Origin of the sequence: Pseudomonas sp. TSRC2-2 (assembly GCF_049897785.1) — a bacterium.
Classification (GTDB): Bacteria; Pseudomonadota; Gammaproteobacteria; order Pseudomonadales; family Pseudomonadaceae; genus Aquipseudomonas.
In genome coordinates, this window is sequence record NZ_JAFCWZ010000001.1 from 403,302 (window position 1) to 426,924 (window position 23,623).

The following is a 23,623-nucleotide window of genomic DNA, read 5'->3' on the forward strand; positions in this document are numbered from 1 at the left end:
AGACCTGGTCGTGTTTTCCTGGATCAATCCGCCGGCGGTGCGTGGCTCGGTTGCATCGCGGCAGGGCAGTAACGCAAGGCGACAATCGGGATCAGCGCGAACCCGTACGCCAGGCACACGAACAGGTAGGTGTACTGCAAACCGTAAACCTGACTGAGCAGCCCGCCAGCCGATATTCCGGCAATCGACGCAAATTGTGCCGTGCCCTGTGCGATGCCCAGCACATGACCCTGCTGCGAGCTGTCCGCGTTTTTCGAGATCAGCGCCATCAGCACCGGCGTGGTCGCCCCCAGCAGTACGCCCCAGATGAAATAGGCCGCAACGAAAACCAACGGGTTACGCGTGACGCCTGCGACTGCGGTCAGTGCGATGCAGCCGATCACCACGTAGCTCATGCGCTGCAAGGTGTCCTGCTGGCCACGGTGTTCGAAATAGCGCGACCACGCCGTCGCCGACAGGATGAAGCCCAGCGCCAGCAGGCCATAACACAGGCCGACCACTGAATTGTTCACCTCGAACACCGAGCTGACGTACAGCGAAAACGATGTCTGCGGGAGCATGCGCGCCAGCAGTAGAATGCCCATCACACCCAGCAGCGAGAGCAACGGCGAACCCCGCCAGAGACTGGCGCGGCGCACGGGTGTGGCGGCTGCGCTGACCACGGCTTTCTTCACTGGAGGCACGTCCGGCAGCGTTACCGCAGCAATAACCGTACACACCGCGCAAAGTGCCGAGGCGATGATGTTGATCCAGAAGAATGTCGCGTAATCAAGGATCAGCCCGCCGACCACAGCACCAAGCAGCGAGCCGACGTTGGTTGAGATCTGCAGCATCGCGAACAGCCGCGTCCGTCGCGACGGTGCTTCGATACTCACGCCATACGCCTGCGCCGGGGCGATGTAACCGGCGAAGGCGCCCTGCAGAAACCGCAGAATCAGAATTGCCCAGATATCACTGAACAGAGCCAACCCCAACTGAGTCAGTGACAACCCGGCGAGCGCGCGGATCATCATCAGCTTGTGACCGTAGCGGTCACCGATTCGGCCCCAGAAGGCACTGGTCAGAATGATGCCCAGCATCGGCCCGACATACACGGCGATGCTGGCGAAGCTGAAAACCGTTTCGGATTCGGTTAGCCCGCGCAGGTGGACAGGCCAGAACGGCCCGCTCATTTCCATCGCGCCCATCGACACCAGTTGGATCGCGAACAGAAGATAAATCAGGATTCGGACACGCGAACCATGGATGGCACCTGCATGGGACATGAGTCGGCCTCGGTTAAACGCTGGCGAGCGGGATGGTCATGGTTTGTAGCAAACGATAGTTGCTGTGTTGCATCAGGTACATGCTCAGCAACGAACGCGTCGGCCAGGGTTCTTCGACGAACGCCCGGTGCAAGCAACGGCGCATAAGTGCGTATATGGCCGAAATCGCGGACCAGCAGACTACGTGCTTTGCCGTCTGGAGAGAACAGCACCATGGTGTTTTGCCTGAGCTGTCGGCCGGGAAGGTCGTCCTCATCGGCCCTGGCGAGATGTTGCCTTACAAGACCACCCGGCGTGCGTTGAACCCGGCGTGGCCGTTGTTGGCGATACCGCTGGAGCGCCTGTGCACCCGACCAGCACGGGTGCGGAAAATAAAACTGACTGGCGCTGATACTTTTTCGCGAATCGACTGGCAATAGGAGTGATTACCATTTTCCCTCGATGAAAAGGATCCTCACCTCATGCCTGTTGTCAGTCGTCCTTGCGGTGAGCGGGTGTTAACACTCGCTGTGCGTACCGCCATGCTGAATTTCGTTCTGGTCGCAGGAAGCGCCAATGCCTGGGCCGCCGGCTCCGGGCAGACCGACGTCGCCGCCCAGACATCGAACGCCGCGGCCACCGCGCCGGCCGATGACAGCAAGGACGCGCTGACCCTCGACACCACCAACATCAACGCTCGTTACAACAGCGCCACGGCGTTGCCGGAAACCCTCGCCGGAGGGCAGGTTGCGCGTGGTGCTCGGCTGGGCATGCTGGGCAACAAAGACGTGATGGACACGCCGTTCAGCGTCACCAGTTACACCGCGAAAACCCTTGCCGACCTGCAGACCGTGACCGTCGCCGATGCGCTGGAGCGCGACCCTTCGGTGCGTTCGACCGGCCAGACGGGGGGCATCGTCGACTCGTTTTTCATTCGCGGCTTCCCGATTGGCGAAGGCAACCTCGGCGAGCTGGCGTTCGACGGCGTCTACGGCGTGGCGCCGAACTATCGGGTATTCACCGATTACGCCGAGCGGGTGGAAGTGCTCAAGGGCCCCGGCGCGCTGATGTACGGTATCTCGCCGAACAGTGGCGTCGGCGGGGTGATCAACATCGTGCCCAAGCGTCCGCTGGACGAAGACCTGACCCGATTCACCGGCAGCTACGCCTCCGACTCACAGGTTGGCGGGCATCTGGATCTGAGCCGGCGCTTCGGTTCGGAGAACCAGTTCGGCGTGCGTTTCAACGGCAATCTGCAAGGCGGCGACACGGCGGTCGATGATCAGCACCGCGACCTCGGCGTCGGCGCCATCGCGTTGGATTATCGCGGCGAGCGTCTGCGCTTGAATCTCGATTACATCAGCCAGAAAGAGAGCTGGGAAGCCGCCTCGCGGCCCTTCACCATCGCACCGGGTGTCGACGTGCCGTCGGCGCCGAACGGCCGCACCAACCTGCCGCAGGACTGGGGCTGGTCGGACACCAAGGAACAATCGGCGCTGCTCGGTGGCGAATATGACCTGAGCGACAACGTCACGGTGTTCGCTCACGCCGGCGGTGGCCGATCCGACGTCAAGCGCCTGTCCGATCAGGTGCCGAGAATCCTCAATGACGCCGGCGACACCAGCAACATTCCCGGCTACTACAAATTCAATGTCGACCGCTCGACTGCCGATGTCGGCATGCGCGGCGTCTTTGCTACAGGCCCGATCACCCATACCACGACGATCATGGCCACCCGTTATCAGGACGAGCTGTCACGCGGGATCACCAACGGCACCGCGATCCTGTCGAACATCTATCACCCGGTCGACGTGCCGCAGCAGTATCTCAGCTCGCCGAAGGTTCAGCGGGTGTCCGAGTCGGAGCTGTCCGGTGTGGCGTTGACCGACACCTTGTCGATGCTCGATGACCGCTTCCAGCTGACCCTCGGCGTACGCCGCCAGGACATTGAGTCGCGCAATTACAACGCGGCCGGTGCGGTCAGTTCCAAGTACAGCGACAACGCGACGACGCCGCTGGTTGGTGTGGTGGTCAAGCCGTGGCAGGACGTTTCGCTGTACTACAACTATGTCGAAGGCTTGTCCAAAGGCGACATCGCGCCGGGCACGGCGAGCAACGCGGGCGAGACCTTCGCCCCGTACGAATCGAAGCAGCATGAGATCGGCGTCAAGTACGAACACGGCACCTTCATGACCACGCTGGCCTTGTTCCAGATCGAAAAACCCAGCGGCGAAATTGGCGCCGGTAATGTGTTTTCGGTGCAGGCCGAGCAACGCAACCGCGGCGTCGAGTTGAGCATGTATGGCGAAGTTGCCAAAGGCACACGCCTGATGGGCGGCGTCACCGTGCTTGACGGTGAACTGACCGATTCGGCCACGACGGCCAATCGTGGCAACAAACCGGTCGGCGTGCCGGACGTGCAGGCCAACCTCTGGGCCGAATGGGATACGCCGTGGCTCGAAGGCTTCACCCTGACCAGCGGCGCTATCTACACCGACCGCCAGTACGTCAACCAGGCCAATACGCAGGAACTGGATGCCTGGACCCGTTTCGACGCCGGTGCGCGTTATGCGACGAAAATCGAAGGCCGGCCGACCACGTTCCGCGCCACTGTGCAGAACGTCTTCGATCGCGAGTACTGGTCGGGCGTGGCTTCCTACGGCGCGTTTTCGCCGGGGTATCCGCGCACGCTGCAATTGTCGGCCACCGTCGATTTCTGATGACAGCAGCGGGGCAGTTGTCCGGTCATCCGGCGACTGCCTCTTCTATATATAGAGAGCGGTTTGAGCATCTCAGAAAAGGAGCCTTCGTCATGTTGAACCATCCCGGCGTTGCGGCGCTTGTCGTTCGGCCCGCATCCTCTGCGCTGCCGCGCGAGTTCGATCGCAGTGCCAATCAACATATTCGTCAATTGCTGAGCCACTTCGGACTGCGCAGCAGCCTGATCCGCTTCAAGGTGCTCAATGCGCTGCTGCTTGCCAGTCGTGACGGCTATTCAACGGGAGTCAATGGCGTGCATGCGTGGGTGGCCTCGTCATCACCGCAGTTGTCGTTCATCAGTGTGCGTGAAGTGCTCAAGCGCCTGTGCCTCGAAGGCTTGATCACCCTGGAACATGACAAGACCTACCGCTTCACCCGGCAAGCCCGGGCCATCCTGCAGCAACACGACCATTGCTTGTAGGCGCGGGACAAGCTGCGCCTACACCAGCCCGAGATACTTCACGGCAGCCGCGGCCCGCGAAGGCACATCGAGAACGCGCAATAAACAAGACACGTGTATGCGCACCGTGAAGGGCGAAATGTCCAGCTCACGGGCGATTTCCTTGTTGGTCTTGCCTTGCGCGATCAAGCGCAGCACATCCTGCTGACGCGGCGTCAGCGCCGTCGCAGTTTCCAGCGGCAACAAGCCGGACGGCGCCGATTTCACCAACACTTCACCCTCACGGATCGCCAGAATCGCCTGGCCGATTTCCTCCGGCGCAATGTTCTTGCCGATAAAACCATCAACACCTGCTGCCATGACTTCACTGATCAACGCTTGGTCGTCGACCATCGACACCACGATCAGCGTGGTGCGCGGTAATCGTTGGCGCAGGTCGGCGAGCTGGGTGATGCAGGTCAGCCCGGGGAAACGCAGATCGAGCATCAGTGTGTCCGGCTCAATGCCCCGCGCCAGCAGGTCGATCACGGCGTCAAAGTCGCCGGCCTCGTCGACAATCGCCTCGGGCAGCAACCGCTGCACAGTGCGCAGCATCGCCTCGCGAAACAGTGGGTGATCGTCGGCTATGATGATCCGGCATGCCATGGCGCGACCCTCCCTGGGTCAAGCGTTAATCAAGGCCGGCACCTTAGCATCGGACGCGAAGGTTGCCTGTAGGCTGCTTCCGAAACTGACGAACGCTGCACAAGGACGTTTACATGAAATTCGAGAAAAACACCGAACTCGACCAGGCCAATCTGCGCATCATCATCGCTGCCATCGCGGTGGTTTACATGGTCGTGCTGGTTTTTCTGCCGGGTCATCGGCTGGAGACCTACCTGCCGGTCATTACCTACATCAGTCTGTTTCTGCTGGCTTCCATCGTGTTCCGTCAGGCCATTGCGCGCTGGGCCGGGCATTATCCGGCGCGGCGGATTTTTGCCATGCTTCACGATTACACCGGCACCTGTTTCGGTCTGGTGATCGGCGGTGAGGCGGCGCTGCCGCTGTATGCGGTCATGGTCTGGGTCAATCTTGGCAACGGCATGCGCTACGGCTCACGCTATCTGGCGATTGCCACCGGCCTGGCGCTGGCGGCGCTGCTGGTGGTCTATCGCCTGACGCCGTATTGGCAGGCGCAGCCGTTCATGGTGCTGATGCTGCTGATCACCAGCACGGTGATTCCGTTTTATGCGCACTTGCTGTTGGAGCGTACGCGCAAGGCCTCGGAAGAAGCGGTGGCGGCTAACCTTGAAAAGTCCCGGTTTCTGGCACAGGCCAGTCACGATTTGCGTCAGCCGATTCATTCCATAGGACTGTTTACCGCGTGTCTGCGCGAGTCGCGCCTGGGCGCTGACGAGCGGCGGCTGGTCGATAACATCGACCGTTCTCTGCTCAACGTCTCGCAGTTGTTCCGCTCGATTCTCGACCTCTACACCCTCGATAACGGTCGGGTCGAAGCGAAAATGCAGACGCTGGACCTCGGTGAATGGCTCGCGGACATCGTCCGGCAACACGAGGAAGCGGCGCGTTGGGCAGGCGTCGAGCTGCGGCTGCGACCGTGCAAGCACTGGGTCAGAACTGATCCGGCGTTGTTGGCAACCATGGTGCAAAACGTCCTCTCCAACTGTTTCAAATATGGCGGGCAGCGACCGGTGTTGCTCGGCGTGCGTAAACGCGGGGCAGGGCTGGCCATCGTCATTTATGACTGCGGCAACGGCATCGCCCAAGAGCACCTGCACAAGGTGTTCGAGGAGTTTTATCGGGTGCGGCAGGTACGCGACAAAGATGTCGAGGGTGTCGGGCTGGGTCTGTCGATCATCAGGCGTCTGGGTGAACTGATTGATGTCGACGTTGCTCTGCGCTCGCGGGTAGGGTGCGGCACGGCGGTGACCCTTGGCGGTTTGCCAGTCGTAGCGGCGCCGCAGGCACGGTTTGTTCGCGGTGAAGCGCGACAGGTGGGTATGTTGACAGGCCTGAAGGTGTGTCTGGTGGAGGATGATCGCAACGTGCTGCTGGCCACTTCGGCGTTGCTTGAGCGCTGGGGCTGCGTGGTTCAGGCCGAGTGCTCGGCTGAGGATCTGGTGACTGACTGCGACATCATCGTCGCCGACTATGACCTCGGCACCCACGCCACTGGCATCGAATGCATCGATGAGGTGCGCAGGCAGCGCGGCTGGGCAGTGCCGGCGATGATCATCACCGGCCACGACGTCGAAAGGATTCAGGCAGCCTTGCACGACCGACAGATTGCGATTCTGTCGAAACCGGTGCACCCGGCCGAGTTACGCGCGACGTTGCGCGGGCTGCGCGGGCTGCGCGATCGACGAGGCGAATCCGCCGAAAACGTTCTGACGTAAAGTCCGATCTTCAGGCTTTACGTCAGTGCAGTGCTAGATGTTCGCCAGTGCCCTGGCGAGGTCGGCACGCAGGTCTTCGACGTCTTCAACGCCTACCGACAGCCGCACCAGCCCATCGCCGATCCCGAGTTTTGCGCGGGTTTCGGCCGGGATGGTCGCGTGGGTCATGATTGCCGGATGCTCGATCAGACTTTCCACACCACCCAGACTTTCCGCCAGGGCGAAGATCTGCACGTTCTCCAGAAAGCGCCGTGCGCCGGCCAGGTCACTGTTCAGATCGACGGAAATCATCCCGCCGAAACCACGCATCTGCCGCTTGGCCAGTTCATGCTGCGGATGCGAAGCCAGCCCCGGGTAGTAAACGCGCTTGACCTGCGGTTGCTGCTCGAGCCACTGCGCCAGGTCCAGGGCGTTGCTGCAATGTCGCTCCATGCGCAGCGCCAGGGTTTTCACCCCACGCAGGGTGAGGAACGCATCGAATGGCCCGGAAATCGCGCCGACGGCGTTTTGCAGAAAACCGAGTTTTTCCGCCAACTCGGCGTTCTGCCCAACCACGGCAATGCCACCGATCACGTCGGAGTGGCCGTTCAGATATTTGGTGGTCGAGTGCAGAACGATGTCGAAACCCAGCTCCAGCGGGCGCTGGATATACGGGCTGGCGAACGTGTTGTCGGCGACGCAGATGATCCCGCGAGCGCGGCAGATGCGCGCAATCGCGGCCAGATCCGACAGGCTCAACAGCGGGTTGGTCGGTGTCTCGACCATGACCATGCGCGTGTCGTCCTGCAGCGACGCTTCGAACGCCGACAGATCGGTCAGGTCGACGAAGCTGAAACGGTGCCCGGCACTGCGCTGACGAACCTTGTCGAACAGGCGGAAGGTACCGCCGTACAAGTCGTTGCCGGAAACGATATGCGAGCCGGCATCGAGCAGTTCCAGCACCGTGGAAATCGCCGCCAGACCCGAGGCGAAGGCGAACGCGCGGGTGCCACCTTCGAGGTCGGCGACGCAGCGTTCCAGGGCAAAACGCGTCGGGTTGTGCGAGCGGCCGTAGTCGAAACCCTTGTGCACGCCGGGGCTGTCTTGCAGGTAGGTGGAGTTGGCGTAGATCGGCGGCATCAGCGCGCCGGTGGTCGGGTCCGGTTGTTGTCCGGCGTGGATCACCCGGGTCGCGAAACCCTGGGATTTATCGTCGTGCTGACTCATGCAAGGGATCTCCGTAATTGATTGAGCATGTCGGTGCGGGTGATCAGGCCATGGAAGCCGGAGGCGTCGGCGATGATGGCGACGAGGCCACGGCTGAGCACCGATTCCAGCTCGGCCAGGCTCGCAGCCGGGGCGAGGGTTTGCAGCTTGTCGGTCATCACGCTGGACACCGACTGGCTGAAGCGCGCGGCATCTTCGTGCACGCCGAGAAGGATGTCGGACTCGTCGATCACGCCCACCAGTTGCTTGCCTTCGACCAACACCGGCAATTGCGAAACATCCGCCAGACGCATGCGCTGGAATGCGGTAAGCAGGGTGTCATCGGGGCCGACGCTGATCACCCGGCCGTCCTCGAAACGTCGGGCGATCAAGTCGCGCAGATCGCCGTAGCCCTTGCGTTGCAGCAGGCCCTGGTCGGTCATCCACTGGTCGTTGTAGACCTTCGAGAGGTAGCGCGTGCCGGTGTCGCAGACAAAACTGACCACGCGTTTCGGCTCGGTCTGCTCGCGGCAATAACGCAGCGCAGCGGCGAGCAGGGTACCGGTCGACGAGCCACCGAGGATGCCTTCGGCCTTGAGCAACTGGCGCGCGTGATCGAAGCTTTCGGCATCGCTGATCGAGTAGGCGTGACGCACGCTGGAGAGGTCGGTGATCGATGGAATGAAATCTTCGCCAATGCCCTCGACGGCCCACGAACCGGGGGTCGGCAAGGTGCCGTCGCGACTATATTGCGCCATCACCGAACCGACCGGATCAGCGAGAACCATTTCCAGATTCGGCTGCACGCGCTTGAAGAAGCGACTCAACCCGGTCAGCGTGCCGGCCGATCCGACGCCGACGACGATGGCGTCCAGGTCATGTTCGGTCTGCGCCCAGATTTCCGGCGCGGTGCTGCATTCGTGGGCCAGCGGGTTGGCGGGATTATTGAACTGGTCGGCGAAAAACGCGCCGGGAATGTCCTTGGCCAAACGCGCGGCAACGTCCTGGTAATACTCGGGATGGCCCTTGCCGACGTCGGAGCGGGTGATATGCACTTCGGCGCCCATGGCCTTCAAGTGCAGGACTTTCTCGGTGGACATTTTGTCCGGCACCACCAGTACCACGCGATAGCCTTTGGCACGGCCGACCAGCGCCAGGCCGAGACCGGTATTGCCGGCGGTGGCCTCGACGATCGTGCCGCCCGGTTGCAGGCGGCCGTCGCGTTCAGCCGCGTCGATCATCGCCAGACCGATACGATCCTTGATCGAGCCGCCGGGGTTCTGCGATTCGAGTTTGAGAAACAGCGTGCACGGTCCGGTATCGAAGCGGGTGACCTGAACCAGCGGAGTATTGCCTATCAGCCCAAGCACGGCAGGGCGTGATTCCTTCGACATTTCTTCACCTCTTTATGGTGTTGATCGCGTTCCAATCGCGGGGAAAAGACTCGCGTGCAACTTAGGCGCAGACATCTTCCCCTCGCAACCTTTAATCCTTCGCAAATCCAGCCATTTGGATCTAACCATAGAACGAAAACTGGCAAGTTGCCCTGAGGCGTTCTGATCGTTCCACGCTCCGCGTGGGAATGCAGTCGGGGACGTTCTGCATCCCTACGGTCTGAAGATCGCAGCCTTCGGCAGCTCCTACAGGGGTGTATGTGCATGAGTGGAACTTGTGATGATCTAGAATTTATTGAGTTTGTTTCATCAAGCTTCGTTCCCGACAATGGCCGCCATCGAATAAGCACCTGGAGTTGTTTGTCATGGCACTGGCCCATTCCCTTGGATTTCCGCGCATCGGTCGCGACCGTGAACTGAAGAAAGCGCAAGAGGCGTTCTGGAAGGGAGAACTGAATGAGGCGGGCCTGCGTGACGTCGGGCGTGAGCTGCGCAAGGTCCATTGGGACTTGCAGAAGAACGCCGGCATCGATTTGTTGCCGGTCGGCGACTTCGCCTGGTACGACCAGGTGCTGAGCCACTCGCTGATGTTCGGCGTGATCCCCGAGCGCTTCCGCCCCCATGACGGCAAAGCCACGCTGCAGACGCTGTTCAGCATGGCCCGAGGCGTCAGCAATGCTTGCTGCAGCGACGGCCAGGCTCAGGAAATGACCAAGTGGTTCGACACCAACTATCACTACCTCGTACCGGAATTCAGCGCCGATCAGCACTTCCAGCTGGGTTGGGAGCAGCTGTTTGAAGAAACCGAAGAGGCCCGTGCGCTGGGGCACAACGTCAAACCGGTGATCCTCGGCCCGTTGACCTATCTGTGGCTGGGCAAAACCAAAGGCGCCGACTTCGACAAGCTCGATTTGCTCGATCGCCTGCTGCCGCTGTACGGCCAGATCTTCGCCCGGCTGGCGGCACTGGGCGTGGAGTGGGTACAGATCGACGAGCCGATTCTGGTCCTCGATCTGCCGCAGGACTGGAAGAATGCTTTCGAACGCGCCTACAACCAGATCCAGCGCGATCCGCTGAAAAAACTGCTCGCTACCTACTTCGGTGGTCTGGAAGAAAACCTCGGTCTGGCGGCGAACCTGCCGGTCGACGGCCTGCACATCGATCTGGTGCGCGCGCCGGATCAGTACCCGACCATTCTTGATCGTCTGCCAGCCTATAAAGTGCTGTCGCTGGGTGTGGTCAACGGTCGTAACGTCTGGCGCTGCGATCTGCAAAACGCATTGGCGACGCTGCGTCACGCTCATGAGCGTCTGGGTGATCGTTTGTGGGTGGCGCCGTCCTGCTCGTTGCTGCACAGTCCGGTCGATCCAGGCCGAGAAGACCAGTTAGATGCCGAAATGAAAAGCTGGCTGGCGTTCGCCCGACAAAAGTATGAAGAGGTGGCTGTGCTCGCCCAAACGGTCAGCGAGCCGCAAGCGCTGCGCGCGTAGCCCTTCGTCGGAGCGGGCTTGCTCGCGAAGGCGGAGTGGCAGCCACAAATAAATTGCCCGACCAACCGCCTTCGTGAGCAAGCCCACTCCCACAGGATTTCGCGCTACACCCGCGATCCCCGGCAACCCACAAGTCCACTGTGGGAGCGGGCTTGCTCGCGAAAGCGGTCCGTCAGCTACACATGCGTCAGGTAAGAAAACGCAATATCTGCGCCCCATCGAACGGGTCCGTCAGGTAGTGCGCCCTGACCCCGAAGGTCATCTGTAGACGCTCCGGCGTCAGCACTTGCAACGGCTCACCCAATGCCACGAGACGGCCGCGTTCCAGCACCGCCAGACGATCGCACTTGAGCGCCTGATTGAGGTCGTGCAGGGCGATCAGCGTCGTCACCGGCAGCGCACGCACCACTTGCAGAATGCTCAACTGATGCTGGATGTCGAGGTGGTTGGCCGGCTCGTCGAGCAGCAGGATCTGCGGGCGCTGGGCCAGTGCGCGGGCGATGTGCACGCGTTGGCGTTCGCCGCCGGAGAGGCTGCGCCAGAGGCGGTTGCGCAGGTGCACGGCGTCGACGTCAACCAACGCTTGCCCGACGATGGCGTCATCGGCCGGCGACCACGGTTGCAGCGCCGATAACCATGGCGTGCGCCCCAGCGCCACCGCGTCGAACACGCGGATGCCGTCGTCGGTGTCGGCCTGTTGCTCAACCACCGCGAGCGTCTGCGCGATGCTGCGCCGTGACATCTTGCCCAGCGCCTGACCGCCGAGCTGCACATGGCCGACGCTCGGTTCGCGCAGGCCGGCGAGCAGTTTGAGCAAAGTGGATTTGCCTGAACCGTTCGGCCCGACAATACCCAGTGTCTCGCCGCGCTGAACGTCGAGGCTGACACCGTTGAGCAACTCGGCGCTGCGCACTTTGAAGCCCACACCCGCACAACTCAGAACCGTGTTCATCGCGCCGATCTCCGACCCACCAGAATCAGGGCGAACACCGGCGCGCCAACCAGCGCGGTGATCACGCCGACCGGAATCACCTGACCCTTGATCAGGGTGCGTGACAGCACATCGGCGGCGATCAGAAACACCGCGCCGCCCAGTGCGCTGGCGGGCAGCAGACGCGCATGGCCGGTACCGAGCAACAACCGTGCGGCGTGGGGAATCACCAGACCGACAAAGCCGATCGAGCCGACAATCGACACCATCACCGCCGTCACCAGCGCGGCGCAGCCGATCAGCAGAATCTGCACGCGACGCACGGCAATGCCCAGAGACGCTGCCGAATCCGCGCCAAAGGTAAACGCATCCAGCGCACGCCGATGCCACAGGCACACCACCAACCCCAGCAGCGCTACCGGCACCGCCAGCCACACCGACGGCCAGCGTACGCCGCCGAGATTGCCCAGCAGCCAGAACATGATCCCGCGCGCTTGCTCCGAGCTTGCTGAGCGGGTAATCAGAAACGCCGTGAGGGCGTTGAACAACTGCGACCCGGCGATGCCGGCCAGGATGATCTGCCCGGTGCCGCTGGCCGAGCCGCTGACCCGTGCCAACAGGATCACCAGCACGAATGCCGTCACCGCACCGGCAAAGGCACCGACCGACAATGAAATAGCCCCGGCGCCGACGCCAAGCAGGGCGACCATCACCGCGCCGGTCGAGGCGCCAGCGGAAATTCCCAGCAAATACGGATCGGCCAACGGATTGCGCAGCAACGACTGCAGGATCACCCCGCACGTGGCGAGGCCGGCACCGCAGGCCGCCGCGACCAAAGCGCGAGTCAGGCGATAATTCCAGACGATGCCTTCGTCGATCGGGTCGAGCACATGACCGGCGCCCCACAGTTTGTTGGCCAGCACCTGCAACACCACGCTTGGCTCGATCGAGGTCTCGCCAATGGCCACGCCGCCGATCAGCGCGACCGACAGCGTCAACAGGACCAGCAGCGACCGAATCAGGTGTCTGCTCATTGCGACAGGTCGTAGCCGTTGATGGCGCTGGCCAATTGTTCGAGGCCGTCGAAGGTGCGCAGGCTGGCCTGCATAGCCATGGCGTCGAGGACGATAATGCGGTTGTGCTTGACCGCGTCCATGTTGCGCGTCACCGGATCACCGCGCAGGAAGGCGAGTTTTTTCTGATAGTCGTCCGCCGGGAAACGTCGACGATCCATGCGCGCGATGACCAGAAACGTCGGGTTGGCCTTGGCGATGGTTTCCCAGCCAACGGTCGGCCATTCTTCATCCGACTCGACGACGTTGCGCACGCCGAGGGTGCTGAGCATGAAATCGGGAACGCCTTTGTGCCCGGCCACGAACGGCTCGATGTCCATCTCGGCGCTGGAGAACCACACCAGGGCGCTGACGTCTTTGCGCTTCTGTTTTTTCGCGGTGGTGATCGACCGCGCGAGGCTGGCTTTGAGCTGCTCATTGAGCTGTTCGCCGCGCGCCTGCACATCGAAAATCGCCGCCAGTTGACTCACGCCTTTGTAGATGCTGTCGATGCGGAACGGCGCCAGCCGCGTGCCGTCGGAGCCGACGAGGTTGTCCTTGGCTTCGCAATCGGAGGGCAGCAGGTAGGTGGGAATCTTCAATTCATGGAACTGCTCGCGACTGCCGACCGCGCCTTGCGGGCCGACCATCCATTCCAGCTCGACGGCAACCAGCTCCGGGCGTTTGGCGATCACCGCTTCGAAACTCGGCTCGTTGTCGGCGAGGCGCTCGATCCTGTCGTTCTGGGCTTTGTATATGCCCATCACGTCGTTGAACCACAGTGAGGTGCCGACGACCTTGTCGCCCAGACCCAAGGCGTAGAGCATTTCGGTGCCGGCCTGGCCGATGGTCACTGTGCGAGTGGGTGCGTGTTGAAAGGTCAGGCTGCTGCCGCAGTTTTCGACGGTCAGCGGATACGCAGTCGGTGCCGCTTGAACCAGTGTGCAAAGGCTCAGACAGGTCAGCAGGGTGGCAACGCGGGTCAGCAGCATTGGGCAGTCTCCAGGGGAACCGTACGGGAGCGGGCGGGTACGGTTTGGAAACACACCTCGGGCGCGGTCGTGGAAACAGCGCAAGGCCGGCATTGTGAAAACACACACGGCACGATGTCCTTCCCGGACACCCCGCCGGTTAGTCAGTCACTGTGCCGGCAGGTCTCCTGACTGATGCGTCATCGCCGTGCTCCGGCCTTCCCGGGAATGACCCAGTGGCAGTCGAGGAGCAGGCTCGGCACCTACAGTTGCGGGGGCAGTTCCGATTGATGCTGTGCAAGCATTTCGGATTCCCTGTTAATTCCGTGTGGAAACCGGCGCGGGCATGGTAGTCGATCAGGGCGCTCAAGGGGAGCCGAATCTGCCTTCGGCAGCTCCTACAGGGGGCGCGTGCTTTCATGCCGGGTATTTGCAATCCTGGGCGAAGCTTGGCTAGTATACGTTCCATATACATTTCGTATCGGAAACAGATATGGGCATCGTAAAAATTTCAGAGGACATGCACGAGAATCTGCGCATCTCCAGCAACGCCCTCAGCCGCTCGATCAACGCGCAGGCCGAGCACTGGATGCGCATCGGCATGCTCGCCGAGCTGCACCCCAACCTCGACCACAGCGCCATTTGCCGCCTGCTGATCCGCGCCGAACAGAACGGCGGCTTGGATTTGCAACAACTGACTCAGGAAGCCGTCAGCGCATGAGAAACCAGATCAAAATCAACACGCCTGCCGACATTGAAAAATCCCGCGCCGCCGGCAAACTCGCCGCCGAAGTGCTGGCGATGCTGGTGCCGCATGTGAAGGCCGGGGTGACCACCGATGAGCTGGATCGGCTGTGCAACGACTACATCGTCAATGTGCAGAAAGCCGTGCCTGCCAACGTCGGTTATCACGGCTTTCCGAAAACCGTCTGTGCGTCGGTCAATGACGTGGTGTGCCACGGGATTCCGTCGGGCACCCCATTGAAGGACGGCGACATCGTCAACCTCGATATCGCCGTGATCAAGGATGGCTGGTTCGGTGATACCAGCCGCATGTATGTCGTCGGTGAGGCGACTCCTGAAGCGCAGCACCTGATCAAGACCACCTACGACGCCATGTGCGCGGGCATTCGCGCAGTGAAACCGGGCGCAACGCTGGGCGATATCGGTCATGCGATCCAGAGCCTGGCGGAGGCGAAGGGCTTCAGCGTCGTGCGTGAATACTGCGGCCACGGCATCGGCAAGGTTTATCACGATGAACCGCAGATCCTGCATTACGGCTTTCCCAATCAGGGGCTCAAGCTCAAGGCCGGGATGATTTTTACCGTGGAGCCGATGCTCAATGCCGGCAAGCGCCATGTGAAGAACATGCCGGATGGCTGGACCGTGCTGACCAAGGATGGCTCGTTGTCGGCGCAGTGGGAGCATATGGTCGCGGTGACCGAGACCGGGTTTGAAGTGCTGACGGCTTGGCCGGATGAGGTCGAAGGCTTTATCCCGATTGTCTGAGCACCACAAAACCTTGTGGGAGCGGGCTTGCTCGCGAATGCGGTGGGTCATTCAACCTTGATGGTGACTGACACGACCTCTTCGCGAGCAAGCCCGATCCCACAGTTGAAACGCAATTTCATGTAGAAGCTTCAGTGGGCACCGGCAGCCTTGTTCAAGTCGCTTTCGGCCCACTCGGTATAAACGCAAGCATCCGCCGTCGCCCAGCGCACCCGCACCGGATCGCCGGCCTTGAGCGGCATGCCCGCCGCCGACAGTGCTTTGACCGTCATCGACGTCCCGCCCGCAGTCACCACGCTGCACGTCTGGCTCTCACCCAGAAACAGCACTTCCACAACATTCGCCGACACCTCATTCCAGCCCGCCGCGAGCGGCTCATCACTCGCTTGCTGCACACTCAGCGCCACAGCCTTTTCCGGCCGCACCATCAGCAGCACATGCTGATCAGTGTGCAACCCGGACGTCAGCCGAATCGACAATGACTGCCCCTCGAAACTCGCCGCCGCATTGCCCTGCGCCTTGAGTTTGAGGAAGTTCGAATTGCCGAGAAAGGATGCGACAAACGCATTCGGCGGATTCTGATAAAGGTCATAACCACTGCCCAGACCCACGATCTTGCCGTGGCTGAAAATCGCGATGCGTTGCGACAGACGCATGGCTTCTTCCTGGTCGTGGGTCACGTAGACAATGGTGATGCCCAGGCGCCGGTGCAGCTGGCGCAGTTCATCCTGCAAATCCTCGCGCAGCTTCTTGTCCAGTGCGCCCAGCGGCTCGTCCATCAGCAGGATGCGTGGCTCGTAAACCAGCGCCCGGGCAATGGCGACACGTTGCTGCTGACCACCGGACAGTTGCGAGGGGCGGCGATGGGCGAACTGTTCGAGCTGCACCAGTTTGAGCATTGCATCGACGCGTTTTTCGCGCTCGGCCGCTGCCAGTTTGCGGATCGCCAAAGGGAAGGCGATGTTGTCGCGCACCGACAGATGCGGGAACAGCGAATATCGCTGGAAGACCATGCCGATGTCGCGCTTGTGCGGCGGCACGTTGACCAGCGATTGGCCGTTGACGAGGATCTCGCCGCTGCTCGGTGTTTCGAAGCCGGCGAGCATCGACAGCGTCGTACTCTTGCCCGAGCCGCTGGAGCCGAGAAAGGTGAGGAATTCGCCGTCCTTGATGTCCAGCGAGATGTTGTCAACGGCGGCAAAATCGCCGTAGTGCTTGTTCAGGTTGCGCAGGCTGACCAGGGGGTTGTCGTTCTGCTGGGATGCGTCTTTGATCACGGCACTCATGTCGTACTCCTGGGCGCTCAGGCGCTGATTTCATTGCGCCGGCGCAGGGCGGCGGCGATCACCATGACCAATACCGACAGGCCGATCAGCAGCGTCGAAGCGACGGCGATCACCGGGGTCAGGTCCTGGCGCAGAGTGGTCCACATTTTCACGGGAAGGGTTTGCAGAGTCGGGCTGGCCATCATCACGCTGAGCACCACTTCGTCCCACGAAACGAGGAAAGCGAAGAGGGCGCCGGCGACCATGCCCGGACGGATCGCCGGGAACGTCACCTTGAACACCGCTTGCAGGCGCGAGGCGCCGCAAATTACCGCTGCGTCTTCAATCGACTGATCGAACAGCTTCAACGAGTTGATGATCGAGATGATGGTGAACGGCAGCGCGACGATCACATGGCTGACCACGAAGGCAAACATCGTCCCGGTGTAGCCGAGCTTGAGGAACAGCGCATACACCGCCACGGCGATGATCACCAGCGGCACGATCATCGGCAGGGTGAACAGGCCGTAGAGCATCTCGCGGCCGGGGAAGCGCCCACGCACCAGCGCAAACGCGGTCGGCAGACCGAGAGCGACGGCGCAAATCGTGGTCAGTACGGCCACCTTGAGACTGGCGGCAGCGGCGTTCATCCAGTCGGGGTTGGAGAAGAACTGGCCGTACCATTTCAGCGTCCAGCCCGGTGGCGGGAACACCAGCCACTGGGAAGAGCCGAACGACAGCAGCACGATGAACACGATCGGCAACAGCAGAAGCAGACCGATCAGCCCAGTCGTGGCGTAGAGGCCGAAACGCATGCGCCGGCTCATGGCATTGGGGGTCAGGAGCATGTCGGCTTACCTCGCGTTACTGGCGCCAACCGGGGATTCCGGTTGAAGCTTCAGGTAGAAGTAGAACAACACCAGGGTGATGGCGATCAGCAACGCGGCGCCGGCACTGGCCAGGCCCCAGTTGAGGAACGATTGCACCTGCTGAATGATGAACTCCGGCAGCATCATGTTCTGCGCCCCGCCGAGCAGCGCCGGGGTGACGTAGTAACCGAGCGACATCACGAACACCATTAACCCGCCGGAGGCCAGGCCCGGCCGGCACAGCGGCAGGAACACCCGGAAGAAGTTGGTCCACGGGCTCGCGCCACAGATCGAGCCGGCCTGCAGGATCATCGGGTCGATGGCCTGCATGGTCGCCTGCAACGGCAGCACGATGAACGGGATCATGATGTAGCTCATGCCGATCACCACGCCGGTGAGGTTGTGCACCATTTCCAGCGGCTGATCGATGATGCCCATGGCCATCAGCGCCTTGTTGATCACCCCCGAGGCTTGCAGCAGCACCAGCCACGAATAGGTGCGGGCGAGCAGGCTGGTCCACATCGACAGCAGCACGATGTTCAGAATCCAGCGGCCCCAGCCGCGCGGTACCAGGGTGATCGCCCAGGCCAGCGGGAAGCCCAGCAACAGGCTGAACAGGGTCACCAGCCCGGCCACCGAAAAGGTATTGAGCAGCACTCGGGCATAGGCCGAGTTGGCGAACAGTTGTTCGTAGTTGCCAAGACCCGGCACCGGTTCCAGCACGCCGCGCAACAGCAGGCCAATCAGCGGCGCGAGAAAGAACAGGCCGAGGAACAGCAGCGCCGGGACGAGGTTGCCGGCGCCGCGCCAGCGCTGCTTGAAAGCCGAACCGGCAGCGCCGGCGGCGCTCCCGGTGGCAGCGGAGGGGCGGGGCGCAGTGGCCGCGATTTTCATTTGACCAGCCATTCGTTCCACCGTGTCGCGATAGCCGGACCGTTTTTGGCCCAGTAAGCGAAATCAAGGGTGATCTGATCCTTGGCGTACGCTGTTGGGAGGTTGGGCGCCAGCGTCGAATCCAGACGCTCGACACTGTCGAGGTTGACCGGGGCGTAGGCGGTCAGGTTGGAGAAATCGGCCTGGCCTTTGGCGCTGCTCGCGTTGGCGAGGAACTTCATCGCCGCATCCTTGTTTTTCGCGCCTTTGGGGATGACCAGAATGTCGGCCATGACCAGGTTCTGCTTCCAGCTCACGCCAACGGGTGCGCCGTCTTCCTGCAAAGCATGCACACGACCGTTCCAGAACTGGCCCATGCTCGCTTCGCCGGACGCCAGCAGTTGCTGCGACTGCGCGCCGCCGCCCCACCAGACGATGTCTTTCTTGATGGTGTCGAGTTTCTTGAAGGCGCGGTCCAGGTCCAGCGGATAGAGCTTGTCAGCCGCAACGCCGTCGGCCAGCAGCGCCAGTTCGAGCACGCCGGGGCTTGGCCATTTGTACAGGGCGCGCTTGCCGGGGTAAGTCTTGGTGTCGAACAGCGCGCTCCAGTCCTGCGGCTTGGTGGCGCCGAGCTTGCCCTCGTTGTAACCGAGGACAAAGGAGAAGAAGAACGAGCCGACGCCGTGATCGTTGACGAAGCGCGGGTCGATCCTGTCGCGCTGGATCACTTTGAAGTCGAGGGGTTCGAGCAAGCCTTCAGCGGCGGCGCGCAGGGCGAAATCGGCTTCGACATCGACGACGTCCCACTGCACGTTGCCGCTCTCGACCATGGCTTTGAGTTTGCCGTAGTCGGTCGGCCCGTCCTGGACGACGGTGATGCCGCTGGCCTTGCTGAACGGATCGGCCCAGGCCTGTTTCTGCGCATCCTGGGTGCTACCGCCCCAGCTGACAAAATTCACGCTTTCGGCAGCCATTGCAGCCTGGCCGGTAACGCTGAGCAGTCCTGCGAAAAAGATCGCAGTTGCAGCTTTGTTCAACACCATGTTCACGCCCTCATTGTTGTGTTTTTGAGCGGGCCTTGCGTTGTTGCCCGCCTGTCGGGAGCAGTAGCTGGACGATTGGTTGCAGCGTCCGGTCTATGGAATATCATATTATGGTATTCCAAACTTTGTGCAAGCACTTTGCCTTACCGGTTATCTGGCAGGACAGTTTTTTGTGACTCAGAAATCCGTGCGTGTAATACAGGCCCCTGTGGGAGCGGGCTTGCTCGTGAAGCGTCGGGTCATTCAATAATGAAGTCGGCTGACAGGACGCCTTCGGGAGCAGGCCCCCTCCCACAGGAAATGTGGGTCAGGTAGATTACTCGGTGAAGGGGATGCTCTCGACGACCTCCAGGTCATACCCGGTCAGCCCTGCGTACTTCAGCGGCGGCCCGAGGTGGCGCAGCTTGCCGACGCCAAGATTCTGCAGAATCTGCGCCCCAGTCCCGACTTCGGAATAGATCCGCGATTGCGAGCGGCTGAACTGCCGGGGCGGCTGGGTCAGTTGCGGGACCCGCTCCAGCAACGCCTGCGACGACTCATGATTGGCCAGCACCACGACCACCCCGTGACCTTCCTCAGCCACTCGTTGCAACGCCGCCCACAGCGTCCAGTTCTTCGGCCCGCTGTACTCGGCACCGACCAGATCGCGCAACGGATCGATTACATGCACACGCACCAGCGTCGGCTCGTCACGGCGCAGATCGCCCATGACCATCGCCATGTGCACGCCGCCCTCGATGCGGTCTTCGAAAGTAATCAAACGGAACGTGCCATGTACCGTTGGCAGCTCTTGTTCACCGATGCGTTCGATGGTGTGCTCGGTGCTCAGGCGATAGTGGATCAGGTCGGCGATGGTGCCGATCTTGATCCCGTGCTTGCGTGCGAACAGTTCCAGATCCGGACGCCGGGCCATGGTGCCGTCGTCATTCATCACTTCGACGATCACCGACGCCGGGGTGAAACCGGCCAAACGCGCCAGATCGCAACCGGCCTCGGTATGACCTGCGCGGGTCAACACGCCACCTTCCTTGGCGCGCAGCGGAAAGATGTGGCCGGGCTGCACCAGGTCTTCAGCACGGGCATTCGGCGCGACGGCGGCAGCAACGGTGCAGGCTCGATCCGCCGCGGAAATGCCAGTGGTCACGCCAACCGCCGCTTCGATCGACACGGTAAAGGCAGTGCTGAACACGCTGCCGTTGGCGGGGACCATCTGCTCCAGGCCCAGACGCTGACAATGTTCGTCAGTCAGGGTCAGGCAGATCAGCCCACGTGCTTCACGGGCCATGAAGCTGATAGCCTCCGCCGTGCAGCGGTCGGCGGCCAGCAACAGGTCGCCTTCGTTTTCGCGGTCTTCGTCATCGACGAGCAAAACCATTTTGCCGAGGCGATAATCGTCGATGATTTCTTCGATGCTGTTGAAGGCCATGCTGGACTCTCAGGGTTCGTTGGAAATATATTGGTATACCATAATACAAAATTAGCACAGAGGTCACTATGAAGGCGTACTGGATTGCCCATGTGGATATAGCCGATGCCGAGCGCTACAGCCATTACACCCAGCGCACCCCGCAGGCGATTGCCGCATTCGGTGGCGTATTTCTCGCCAGAGGCGGGCGCAGCGAGGCGATGGAAGGGCGTGAAACGCCGCAACGCACGGTGATCATCGAGTTTGAAAACTACGAAACAGCCGTGGCGTGCTACCGCTCAGCGGCGTACCAGGAGGCGAAGAGTTACCGCGAGGAATGGGCGAGGGCGGAGATCATTATTGTTGAGGCCTTTGCCCCGATTTAAGCCGTATTGATCGTTCCCACGCGGAGCGTGGGAATGATCAGACATCAGCGCATAAAGTGGATTTTGCCGCTGTCGTCATTGCCCATGTAAATCCCGTACACCCCGGCCTGGCGCTCTTCGATATAGCGCTCGAGAATCTGCCGGATCGCCGGGTAATAAATCTGCTCCCAGGGAATCTCTTCAGGGGCGAAGAATTTGTAATCCATGGTTTCCGGCCCGTACTGCCCGGTGATCTCCAAAGCGATGGCGCGGAAGATGATGTACACCTCGCTGATCTTCGGCACGCTGAAAATCGAATACGGCGAGACGATTTCCGCGCGCACGCCGCTTTCTTCCCAGACTTCGCGCAACGCCGCCTGCTCGGTGGTCTCAAAGCTTTCCATGAACCCGGCCGGCAGGGTCCAGGTGCCCGGGCGCGGGGGAATTGCCCGTTGGCACAAGAGGTATTTGCCGTCCTGCTCGATGATGCAGCCGGCAATGATCTTCGGATTGATGTAATGGATATAGCCGCAGCCGCGGCACATCAGGCGCTCGTGCGTATCGCCCGACGGCGTCTGCTGACCAAGGTCAGGGCCACCGCATTTCGGGCAAAAGCTCGGGCTGAACATGTCATTGACCTATGCGGGGTTCTTTCAGCGCGATCGGCAGAGTGATCGCCGGGGTGCCTTTGACGGCGACGCCGGTTTCTTCCTGCTTGCGCTTGAGGTAATCGAGGGCCACGGCCGCCGCCGCGCGGACGTGATCGACACAGGCCTGATGCGCCGCCAGCGGATCACCGCTCTTGATCGCCTCGACCATTTTTTCCATCTCGTGATTACTCGCGCCGCGTCGGTTTTCCTGTGACACCGAGGTCGCGCGCAGATAGCTGATGCGGGCCTGCAACTGGCGCAACTGAGTGGCGGCGACGTGATTGCCCGAGCCTTCGAGCAGTACGTCGTAGAAACCCTGCACCGAGTCGATCACCTGCTGCAGCTCGCCGTCCTTCAATGCCTTGCGGTTGTCATCGAGGGCTTTTTCCAGGGCTTTGATGTCCTTGGCTTTGGCGCGCAGAGTGAACAGCTGAACGATCAGGCCTTCGAGTACGCAACGCAATTCGTAAATATCGACAGCGTCATCGAGGGTGATGATGGCCACGCGCGGGCCCTTGGCGTCGGCGAATTCGACCAGACCTTCGGATTCCAGATGGCGCAAGGCTTCGCGCACCGAAGTCCGGCTGACACCGAGGCGATCACAGAGGTCGCGTTCGACCAGGCGATCGCCTGGCATGAGCTGGAAATTCATGATCGCGCTACGCAGTTTGTCCAGCACGATTTCGCGCAGGGTAACGGGGTTGCGATTGACCTTGAAGCTGTCGTCGAGTGGCTGGCGTTTCATGGGGTCCGCTCTTGAGCTTGGCTGTCCATGCCAGAGGGGCATCAAAACAGCCGAGGGGTTAACTTGAGGCCTCGGCGTCGGCTTCGGCAAAGGCTTCACGGGCCAGCCGGAAACTGTCCACGGCCGCCGGAACGCCGCAATAAATGCCGACCTGAAGCAGAATTTCGCGTATTTGCTCACGACTCAGGCCGTTACGCAAGGCGCCACGCACATGCAGCTTGAGTTCGTGCGGGCGGTTGAGCGCCGAGATCATCGCCAGGTTGATCATGCTGCGCTCCTTGAGCGACAAGCCGTCACGACCCCAAACGTGGCCCCAGCAGTATTCGGTGACCATTTCCTGCAGCGGACGGGTGAAGTCGTCGGCGTTCTCTATCGAACGTTGCACGTACGCTTCGCCCAATACCTGGGTGCGGATCTTCAGACCCTTCTCATACTTCTCGTTACTCATTATTCCTCCAGTCACCCCATCCCTTGTGTAGGAGCTGCCGAAGGCTGCGATCTTTTGATCTTGCTTTTAAACAAAGACAAAAGATCGCAGCCTTCGGCAGCTCCTACAGGGGGATTTGTGTGAATTCGTCAGGTCAAGGCAGGCAACGCGCCCAACTTGCCCTTGTGATAAATCATCGGCGTCACCGGTTGCTCGGGCAGGATCAGGTGCTTCACCGCGCCGACGATGATCGCGTGGTCGCCGCCGTCGTATTCACGCCACAACTCGCACTCGATAATCGCCGTGGCCTTGGCAAGGATCGGATTGCCCAGATCGCTCAGATGCCACTCGATGTCTTTGGCCTTGTCCTTGCCCTTGCCGGCAAACGCATAGGCTTCGGCTGTCTGTTCGGCGGAGAGCAAGTGGATGGCGAATTTCTTGCTGTCGCGTAGCACCGGGTAGGTATCGGAAGCGTAGTTGGGGCAGAACAGCACCAGCGCCGGGTCGATCGACAGCGCACTGAAGGCGCTGGCGGTGATGCCGACGATGCCGCCGTCCGGGTCCAGCGTCGTCACCACCGTGACGCCGGACGGGAACGAGCTCATGACGTCTTTGTAAATGCCGGGTTCGATCATTTCGCAGGACT

22 protein-coding genes, 1 pseudogene and 1 riboswitch are annotated in these 23,623 nt (G+C 61.4%); of the genes and pseudogenes, 7 read left to right on the forward strand and 16 right to left on the reverse strand.

Annotation, left to right across the window (positions count from 1 at the left end):
- Positions 1 to 23: 23 nt before the first annotated feature.
- Complete coding sequence (locus tag ACP7D9_RS01920) at positions 24 to 1,265, reverse strand: MFS transporter (protein ID WP_426155330.1); 1,242 nt, start codon at positions 1,263 to 1,265, stop codon at positions 24 to 26.
- 461 nt (positions 1,266 to 1,726) lie between these two features.
- Between ACP7D9_RS01920 and ACP7D9_RS01925 the strand changes: the two genes are divergently transcribed.
- On the forward strand, positions 1,727 to 3,964 hold the full coding sequence (locus ACP7D9_RS01925) for a TonB-dependent receptor (RefSeq protein WP_426155333.1): 2,238 nt from the start codon (positions 1,727 to 1,729) through the stop codon (positions 3,962 to 3,964).
- Positions 3,965 to 4,056: 92 nt separating this feature from the next.
- Positions 4,057 to 4,425 (forward strand): fe2+ zn2+ uptake regulation protein, encoded by a 369-nt coding sequence (locus tag ACP7D9_RS01930; protein WP_426155335.1) that lies wholly within the window; start codon positions 4,057 to 4,059, stop codon positions 4,423 to 4,425.
- A gap of 18 nt (positions 4,426 to 4,443) precedes the next feature.
- On the opposite strand, the gene ACP7D9_RS01935 is transcribed toward ACP7D9_RS01930, so the two are convergent.
- Positions 4,444 to 5,049 (reverse strand): LuxR C-terminal-related transcriptional regulator, encoded by a 606-nt coding sequence (locus ACP7D9_RS01935; RefSeq protein ID WP_426155337.1) that lies wholly within the window; start codon positions 5,047 to 5,049, stop codon positions 4,444 to 4,446.
- 113 nt (positions 5,050 to 5,162) lie between these two features.
- Between ACP7D9_RS01935 and ACP7D9_RS01940 the strand changes: the two genes are divergently transcribed.
- A complete protein-coding gene (locus ACP7D9_RS01940) occupies positions 5,163 to 6,803 on the forward strand; it encodes an ATP-binding response regulator (protein WP_426155339.1) in 1,641 nt (546 codons plus the stop codon).
- A 33-nt stretch (positions 6,804 to 6,836) separates the two neighbouring features.
- Here the strand turns inward: ACP7D9_RS01940 and ACP7D9_RS01945 are convergent, their stop codons facing one another.
- A complete protein-coding gene (locus ACP7D9_RS01945; protein ID WP_426155341.1) occupies positions 6,837 to 8,009 on the reverse strand; it encodes a cystathionine gamma-synthase in 1,173 nt (390 codons plus the stop codon).
- A complete protein-coding gene (locus tag ACP7D9_RS01950; protein ID WP_426155343.1) occupies positions 8,006 to 9,382 on the reverse strand; it encodes a pyridoxal-phosphate dependent enzyme in 1,377 nt (458 codons plus the stop codon). The genes ACP7D9_RS01945 and ACP7D9_RS01950 overlap by 4 nt, the downstream gene beginning before the upstream one ends.
- A gap of 365 nt (positions 9,383 to 9,747) precedes the next feature.
- Between ACP7D9_RS01950 and ACP7D9_RS01955 the strand changes: the two are divergent.
- Positions 9,748 to 10,860 (forward strand): annotated as a pseudogene (locus ACP7D9_RS01955) (5-methyltetrahydropteroyltriglutamate--homocysteine S-methyltransferase); the annotation flags it as partial.
- Positions 10,861 to 11,059: 199 nt separating this feature from the next.
- On the opposite strand, the gene ACP7D9_RS01960 reads toward ACP7D9_RS01955, so the two are convergent.
- The 3 genes from ACP7D9_RS01960 to ACP7D9_RS01970 are packed head-to-tail and all read right to left on the reverse strand — an operon-like array spanning position 11,060 to position 13,847.
- Entirely contained in the window at positions 11,060 to 11,824 is a 765-nt protein-coding gene (locus tag ACP7D9_RS01960) for an ABC transporter ATP-binding protein (protein WP_426155345.1), read from the reverse strand.
- Positions 11,821 to 12,837 (reverse strand): FecCD family ABC transporter permease, encoded by a 1,017-nt coding sequence (locus ACP7D9_RS01965; RefSeq protein WP_397478515.1) that lies wholly within the window; start codon positions 12,835 to 12,837, stop codon positions 11,821 to 11,823. Before ACP7D9_RS01965 ends, ACP7D9_RS01960 begins: the two co-directional genes overlap by 4 nt.
- On the reverse strand, positions 12,834 to 13,847 hold the full coding sequence (locus ACP7D9_RS01970; protein WP_426155348.1) for an ABC transporter substrate-binding protein: 1,014 nt from the start codon (positions 13,845 to 13,847) through the stop codon (positions 12,834 to 12,836). The genes ACP7D9_RS01965 and ACP7D9_RS01970 overlap by 4 nt, the downstream gene beginning before the upstream one ends.
- Before the next feature lie 140 nt (positions 13,848 to 13,987).
- A riboswitch (cobalamin riboswitch) is annotated at positions 13,988 to 14,181 on the reverse strand.
- A 138-nt stretch (positions 14,182 to 14,319) separates the two neighbouring features.
- On the opposite strand from ACP7D9_RS01970, the gene ACP7D9_RS01975 reads away from it, so the two are divergent.
- Together ACP7D9_RS01975 and map are read left to right on the forward strand one after the other, a co-directional pair.
- Positions 14,320 to 14,547, forward strand: coding sequence for a ParD-like family protein (locus tag ACP7D9_RS01975; protein ID WP_007918027.1), 228 nt, complete (start codon positions 14,320 to 14,322; stop codon positions 14,545 to 14,547).
- The gene (map, locus tag ACP7D9_RS01980; protein ID WP_426155350.1) at positions 14,544 to 15,335 is read left to right on the forward strand and encodes a type I methionyl aminopeptidase; all 792 of its coding nucleotides are present in this window, start codon (positions 14,544 to 14,546) and stop codon (positions 15,333 to 15,335) included. Before ACP7D9_RS01975 ends, map begins: the two co-directional genes overlap by 4 nt.
- A gap of 131 nt (positions 15,336 to 15,466) precedes the next feature.
- Here map and ACP7D9_RS01985 read toward each other — a convergent pair whose 3' ends face one another.
- From ACP7D9_RS01985 to ribBA, 5 genes are all read right to left on the reverse strand, one after another.
- Positions 15,467 to 16,621: an ABC transporter ATP-binding protein gene (locus tag ACP7D9_RS01985; RefSeq protein ID WP_426155352.1), complete on the reverse strand. Its 1,155-nt coding sequence runs from the start codon at positions 16,619 to 16,621 to the stop codon at positions 15,467 to 15,469.
- Positions 16,622 to 16,638: 17 nt separating this feature from the next.
- Entirely contained in the window at positions 16,639 to 17,448 is an 810-nt protein-coding gene (locus ACP7D9_RS01990) for an ABC transporter permease (protein WP_426155354.1), read from the reverse strand.
- A gap of 6 nt (positions 17,449 to 17,454) precedes the next feature.
- Positions 17,455 to 18,363, reverse strand: a complete 909-nt coding sequence (locus ACP7D9_RS01995) for an ABC transporter permease (protein ID WP_101155089.1) — start codon at positions 18,361 to 18,363, stop codon at positions 17,455 to 17,457.
- Entirely contained in the window at positions 18,360 to 19,385 is a 1,026-nt protein-coding gene (locus ACP7D9_RS02000; RefSeq protein WP_426155356.1) for an ABC transporter substrate-binding protein, read from the reverse strand. The genes ACP7D9_RS01995 and ACP7D9_RS02000 overlap by 4 nt, the downstream gene beginning before the upstream one ends.
- A 316-nt stretch (positions 19,386 to 19,701) precedes the next feature.
- The gene (ribBA, locus tag ACP7D9_RS02005; RefSeq protein ID WP_101155085.1) at positions 19,702 to 20,811 is read right to left on the reverse strand and encodes a bifunctional 3,4-dihydroxy-2-butanone-4-phosphate synthase/GTP cyclohydrolase II; all 1,110 of its coding nucleotides are present in this window, start codon (positions 20,809 to 20,811) and stop codon (positions 19,702 to 19,704) included.
- Between the two features lie 68 nt (positions 20,812 to 20,879).
- Here ribBA and ACP7D9_RS02010 point away from each other — a divergent pair, with 68 nt between their 5' ends.
- Positions 20,880 to 21,176: a DUF1330 domain-containing protein gene (locus tag ACP7D9_RS02010; RefSeq protein WP_101155083.1), complete on the forward strand. Its 297-nt coding sequence runs from the start codon at positions 20,880 to 20,882 to the stop codon at positions 21,174 to 21,176.
- 44 nt (positions 21,177 to 21,220) lie between these two features.
- Here ACP7D9_RS02010 and ACP7D9_RS02015 read toward each other — a convergent pair whose 3' ends face one another.
- The 4 genes from ACP7D9_RS02015 to ACP7D9_RS02030 form a co-directional block, all read right to left on the reverse strand.
- The gene (locus ACP7D9_RS02015) at positions 21,221 to 21,784 is read right to left on the reverse strand and encodes an NUDIX hydrolase (RefSeq protein ID WP_101155081.1); all 564 of its coding nucleotides are present in this window, start codon (positions 21,782 to 21,784) and stop codon (positions 21,221 to 21,223) included.
- 1 nt (position 21,785) lies between these two features.
- Positions 21,786 to 22,550, reverse strand: a complete 765-nt coding sequence (locus ACP7D9_RS02020; RefSeq protein ID WP_016775014.1) for a GntR family transcriptional regulator — start codon at positions 22,548 to 22,550, stop codon at positions 21,786 to 21,788.
- Between the two features lie 58 nt (positions 22,551 to 22,608).
- The gene (locus ACP7D9_RS02025) at positions 22,609 to 22,998 is read right to left on the reverse strand and encodes a carboxymuconolactone decarboxylase family protein (protein ID WP_064384063.1); all 390 of its coding nucleotides are present in this window, start codon (positions 22,996 to 22,998) and stop codon (positions 22,609 to 22,611) included.
- Positions 22,999 to 23,126: 128 nt separating this feature from the next.
- Positions 23,127 to 23,612: a flavin reductase family protein gene (locus tag ACP7D9_RS02030; protein WP_426155360.1), complete on the reverse strand. Its 486-nt coding sequence runs from the start codon at positions 23,610 to 23,612 to the stop codon at positions 23,127 to 23,129.
- Positions 23,613 to 23,623: the final 11 nt, after the last annotated feature.

Excerpts from the sequence above, each read along its gene's own strand:
- ACP7D9_RS01920 (WP_426155330.1), bottom strand. The coding sequence starts at position 1,265 with ATGTCCCATGCAGGTGCCATCCATGGTTCGCGTGTCCGAATCCTGATT.
- ACP7D9_RS01925 (WP_426155333.1), top strand. The coding sequence starts at position 1,727 with ATGCCTGTTGTCAGTCGTCCTTGCGGTGAGCGGGTGTTAACACTCGCT.
- ACP7D9_RS01930 (WP_426155335.1), top strand. The coding sequence starts at position 4,057 with ATGTTGAACCATCCCGGCGTTGCGGCGCTTGTCGTTCGGCCCGCATCC.
- ACP7D9_RS01935 (WP_426155337.1), bottom strand. The coding sequence starts at position 5,049 with ATGGCATGCCGGATCATCATAGCCGACGATCACCCACTGTTTCGCGAG.
- ACP7D9_RS01940 (WP_426155339.1), top strand. The coding sequence starts at position 5,163 with ATGAAATTCGAGAAAAACACCGAACTCGACCAGGCCAATCTGCGCATC.
- ACP7D9_RS01945 (WP_426155341.1), bottom strand. The coding sequence starts at position 8,009 with ATGAGTCAGCACGACGATAAATCCCAGGGTTTCGCGACCCGGGTGATC.
- ACP7D9_RS01950 (WP_426155343.1), bottom strand. The coding sequence starts at position 9,382 with ATGTCGAAGGAATCACGCCCTGCCGTGCTTGGGCTGATAGGCAATACT.
- ACP7D9_RS01960 (WP_426155345.1), bottom strand. The coding sequence starts at position 11,824 with ATGAACACGGTTCTGAGTTGTGCGGGTGTGGGCTTCAAAGTGCGCAGC.
- ACP7D9_RS01965 (WP_397478515.1), bottom strand. The coding sequence starts at position 12,837 with ATGAGCAGACACCTGATTCGGTCGCTGCTGGTCCTGTTGACGCTGTCG.
- ACP7D9_RS01970 (WP_426155348.1), bottom strand. The coding sequence starts at position 13,847 with ATGCTGCTGACCCGCGTTGCCACCCTGCTGACCTGTCTGAGCCTTTGC.
- ACP7D9_RS01975 (WP_007918027.1), top strand. The coding sequence starts at position 14,320 with ATGGGCATCGTAAAAATTTCAGAGGACATGCACGAGAATCTGCGCATC.
- map (WP_426155350.1), top strand. The coding sequence starts at position 14,544 with ATGAGAAACCAGATCAAAATCAACACGCCTGCCGACATTGAAAAATCC.
- ACP7D9_RS01985 (WP_426155352.1), bottom strand. The coding sequence starts at position 16,621 with ATGAGTGCCGTGATCAAAGACGCATCCCAGCAGAACGACAACCCCCTG.
- ACP7D9_RS01990 (WP_426155354.1), bottom strand. The coding sequence starts at position 17,448 with ATGCTCCTGACCCCCAATGCCATGAGCCGGCGCATGCGTTTCGGCCTC.
- ACP7D9_RS01995 (WP_101155089.1), bottom strand. The coding sequence starts at position 18,363 with ATGAAAATCGCGGCCACTGCGCCCCGCCCCTCCGCTGCCACCGGGAGC.
- ACP7D9_RS02000 (WP_426155356.1), bottom strand. The coding sequence starts at position 19,385 with ATGGTGTTGAACAAAGCTGCAACTGCGATCTTTTTCGCAGGACTGCTC.
- ribBA (WP_101155085.1), bottom strand. The coding sequence starts at position 20,811 with ATGGCCTTCAACAGCATCGAAGAAATCATCGACGATTATCGCCTCGGC.
- ACP7D9_RS02010 (WP_101155083.1), top strand. The coding sequence starts at position 20,880 with ATGAAGGCGTACTGGATTGCCCATGTGGATATAGCCGATGCCGAGCGC.
- ACP7D9_RS02015 (WP_101155081.1), bottom strand. The coding sequence starts at position 21,784 with ATGTTCAGCCCGAGCTTTTGCCCGAAATGCGGTGGCCCTGACCTTGGT.
- ACP7D9_RS02020 (WP_016775014.1), bottom strand. The coding sequence starts at position 22,550 with ATGAAACGCCAGCCACTCGACGACAGCTTCAAGGTCAATCGCAACCCC.
- ACP7D9_RS02025 (WP_064384063.1), bottom strand. The coding sequence starts at position 22,998 with ATGAGTAACGAGAAGTATGAGAAGGGTCTGAAGATCCGCACCCAGGTA.
- ACP7D9_RS02030 (WP_426155360.1), bottom strand. The coding sequence starts at position 23,612 with ATGATCGAACCCGGCATTTACAAAGACGTCATGAGCTCGTTCCCGTCC.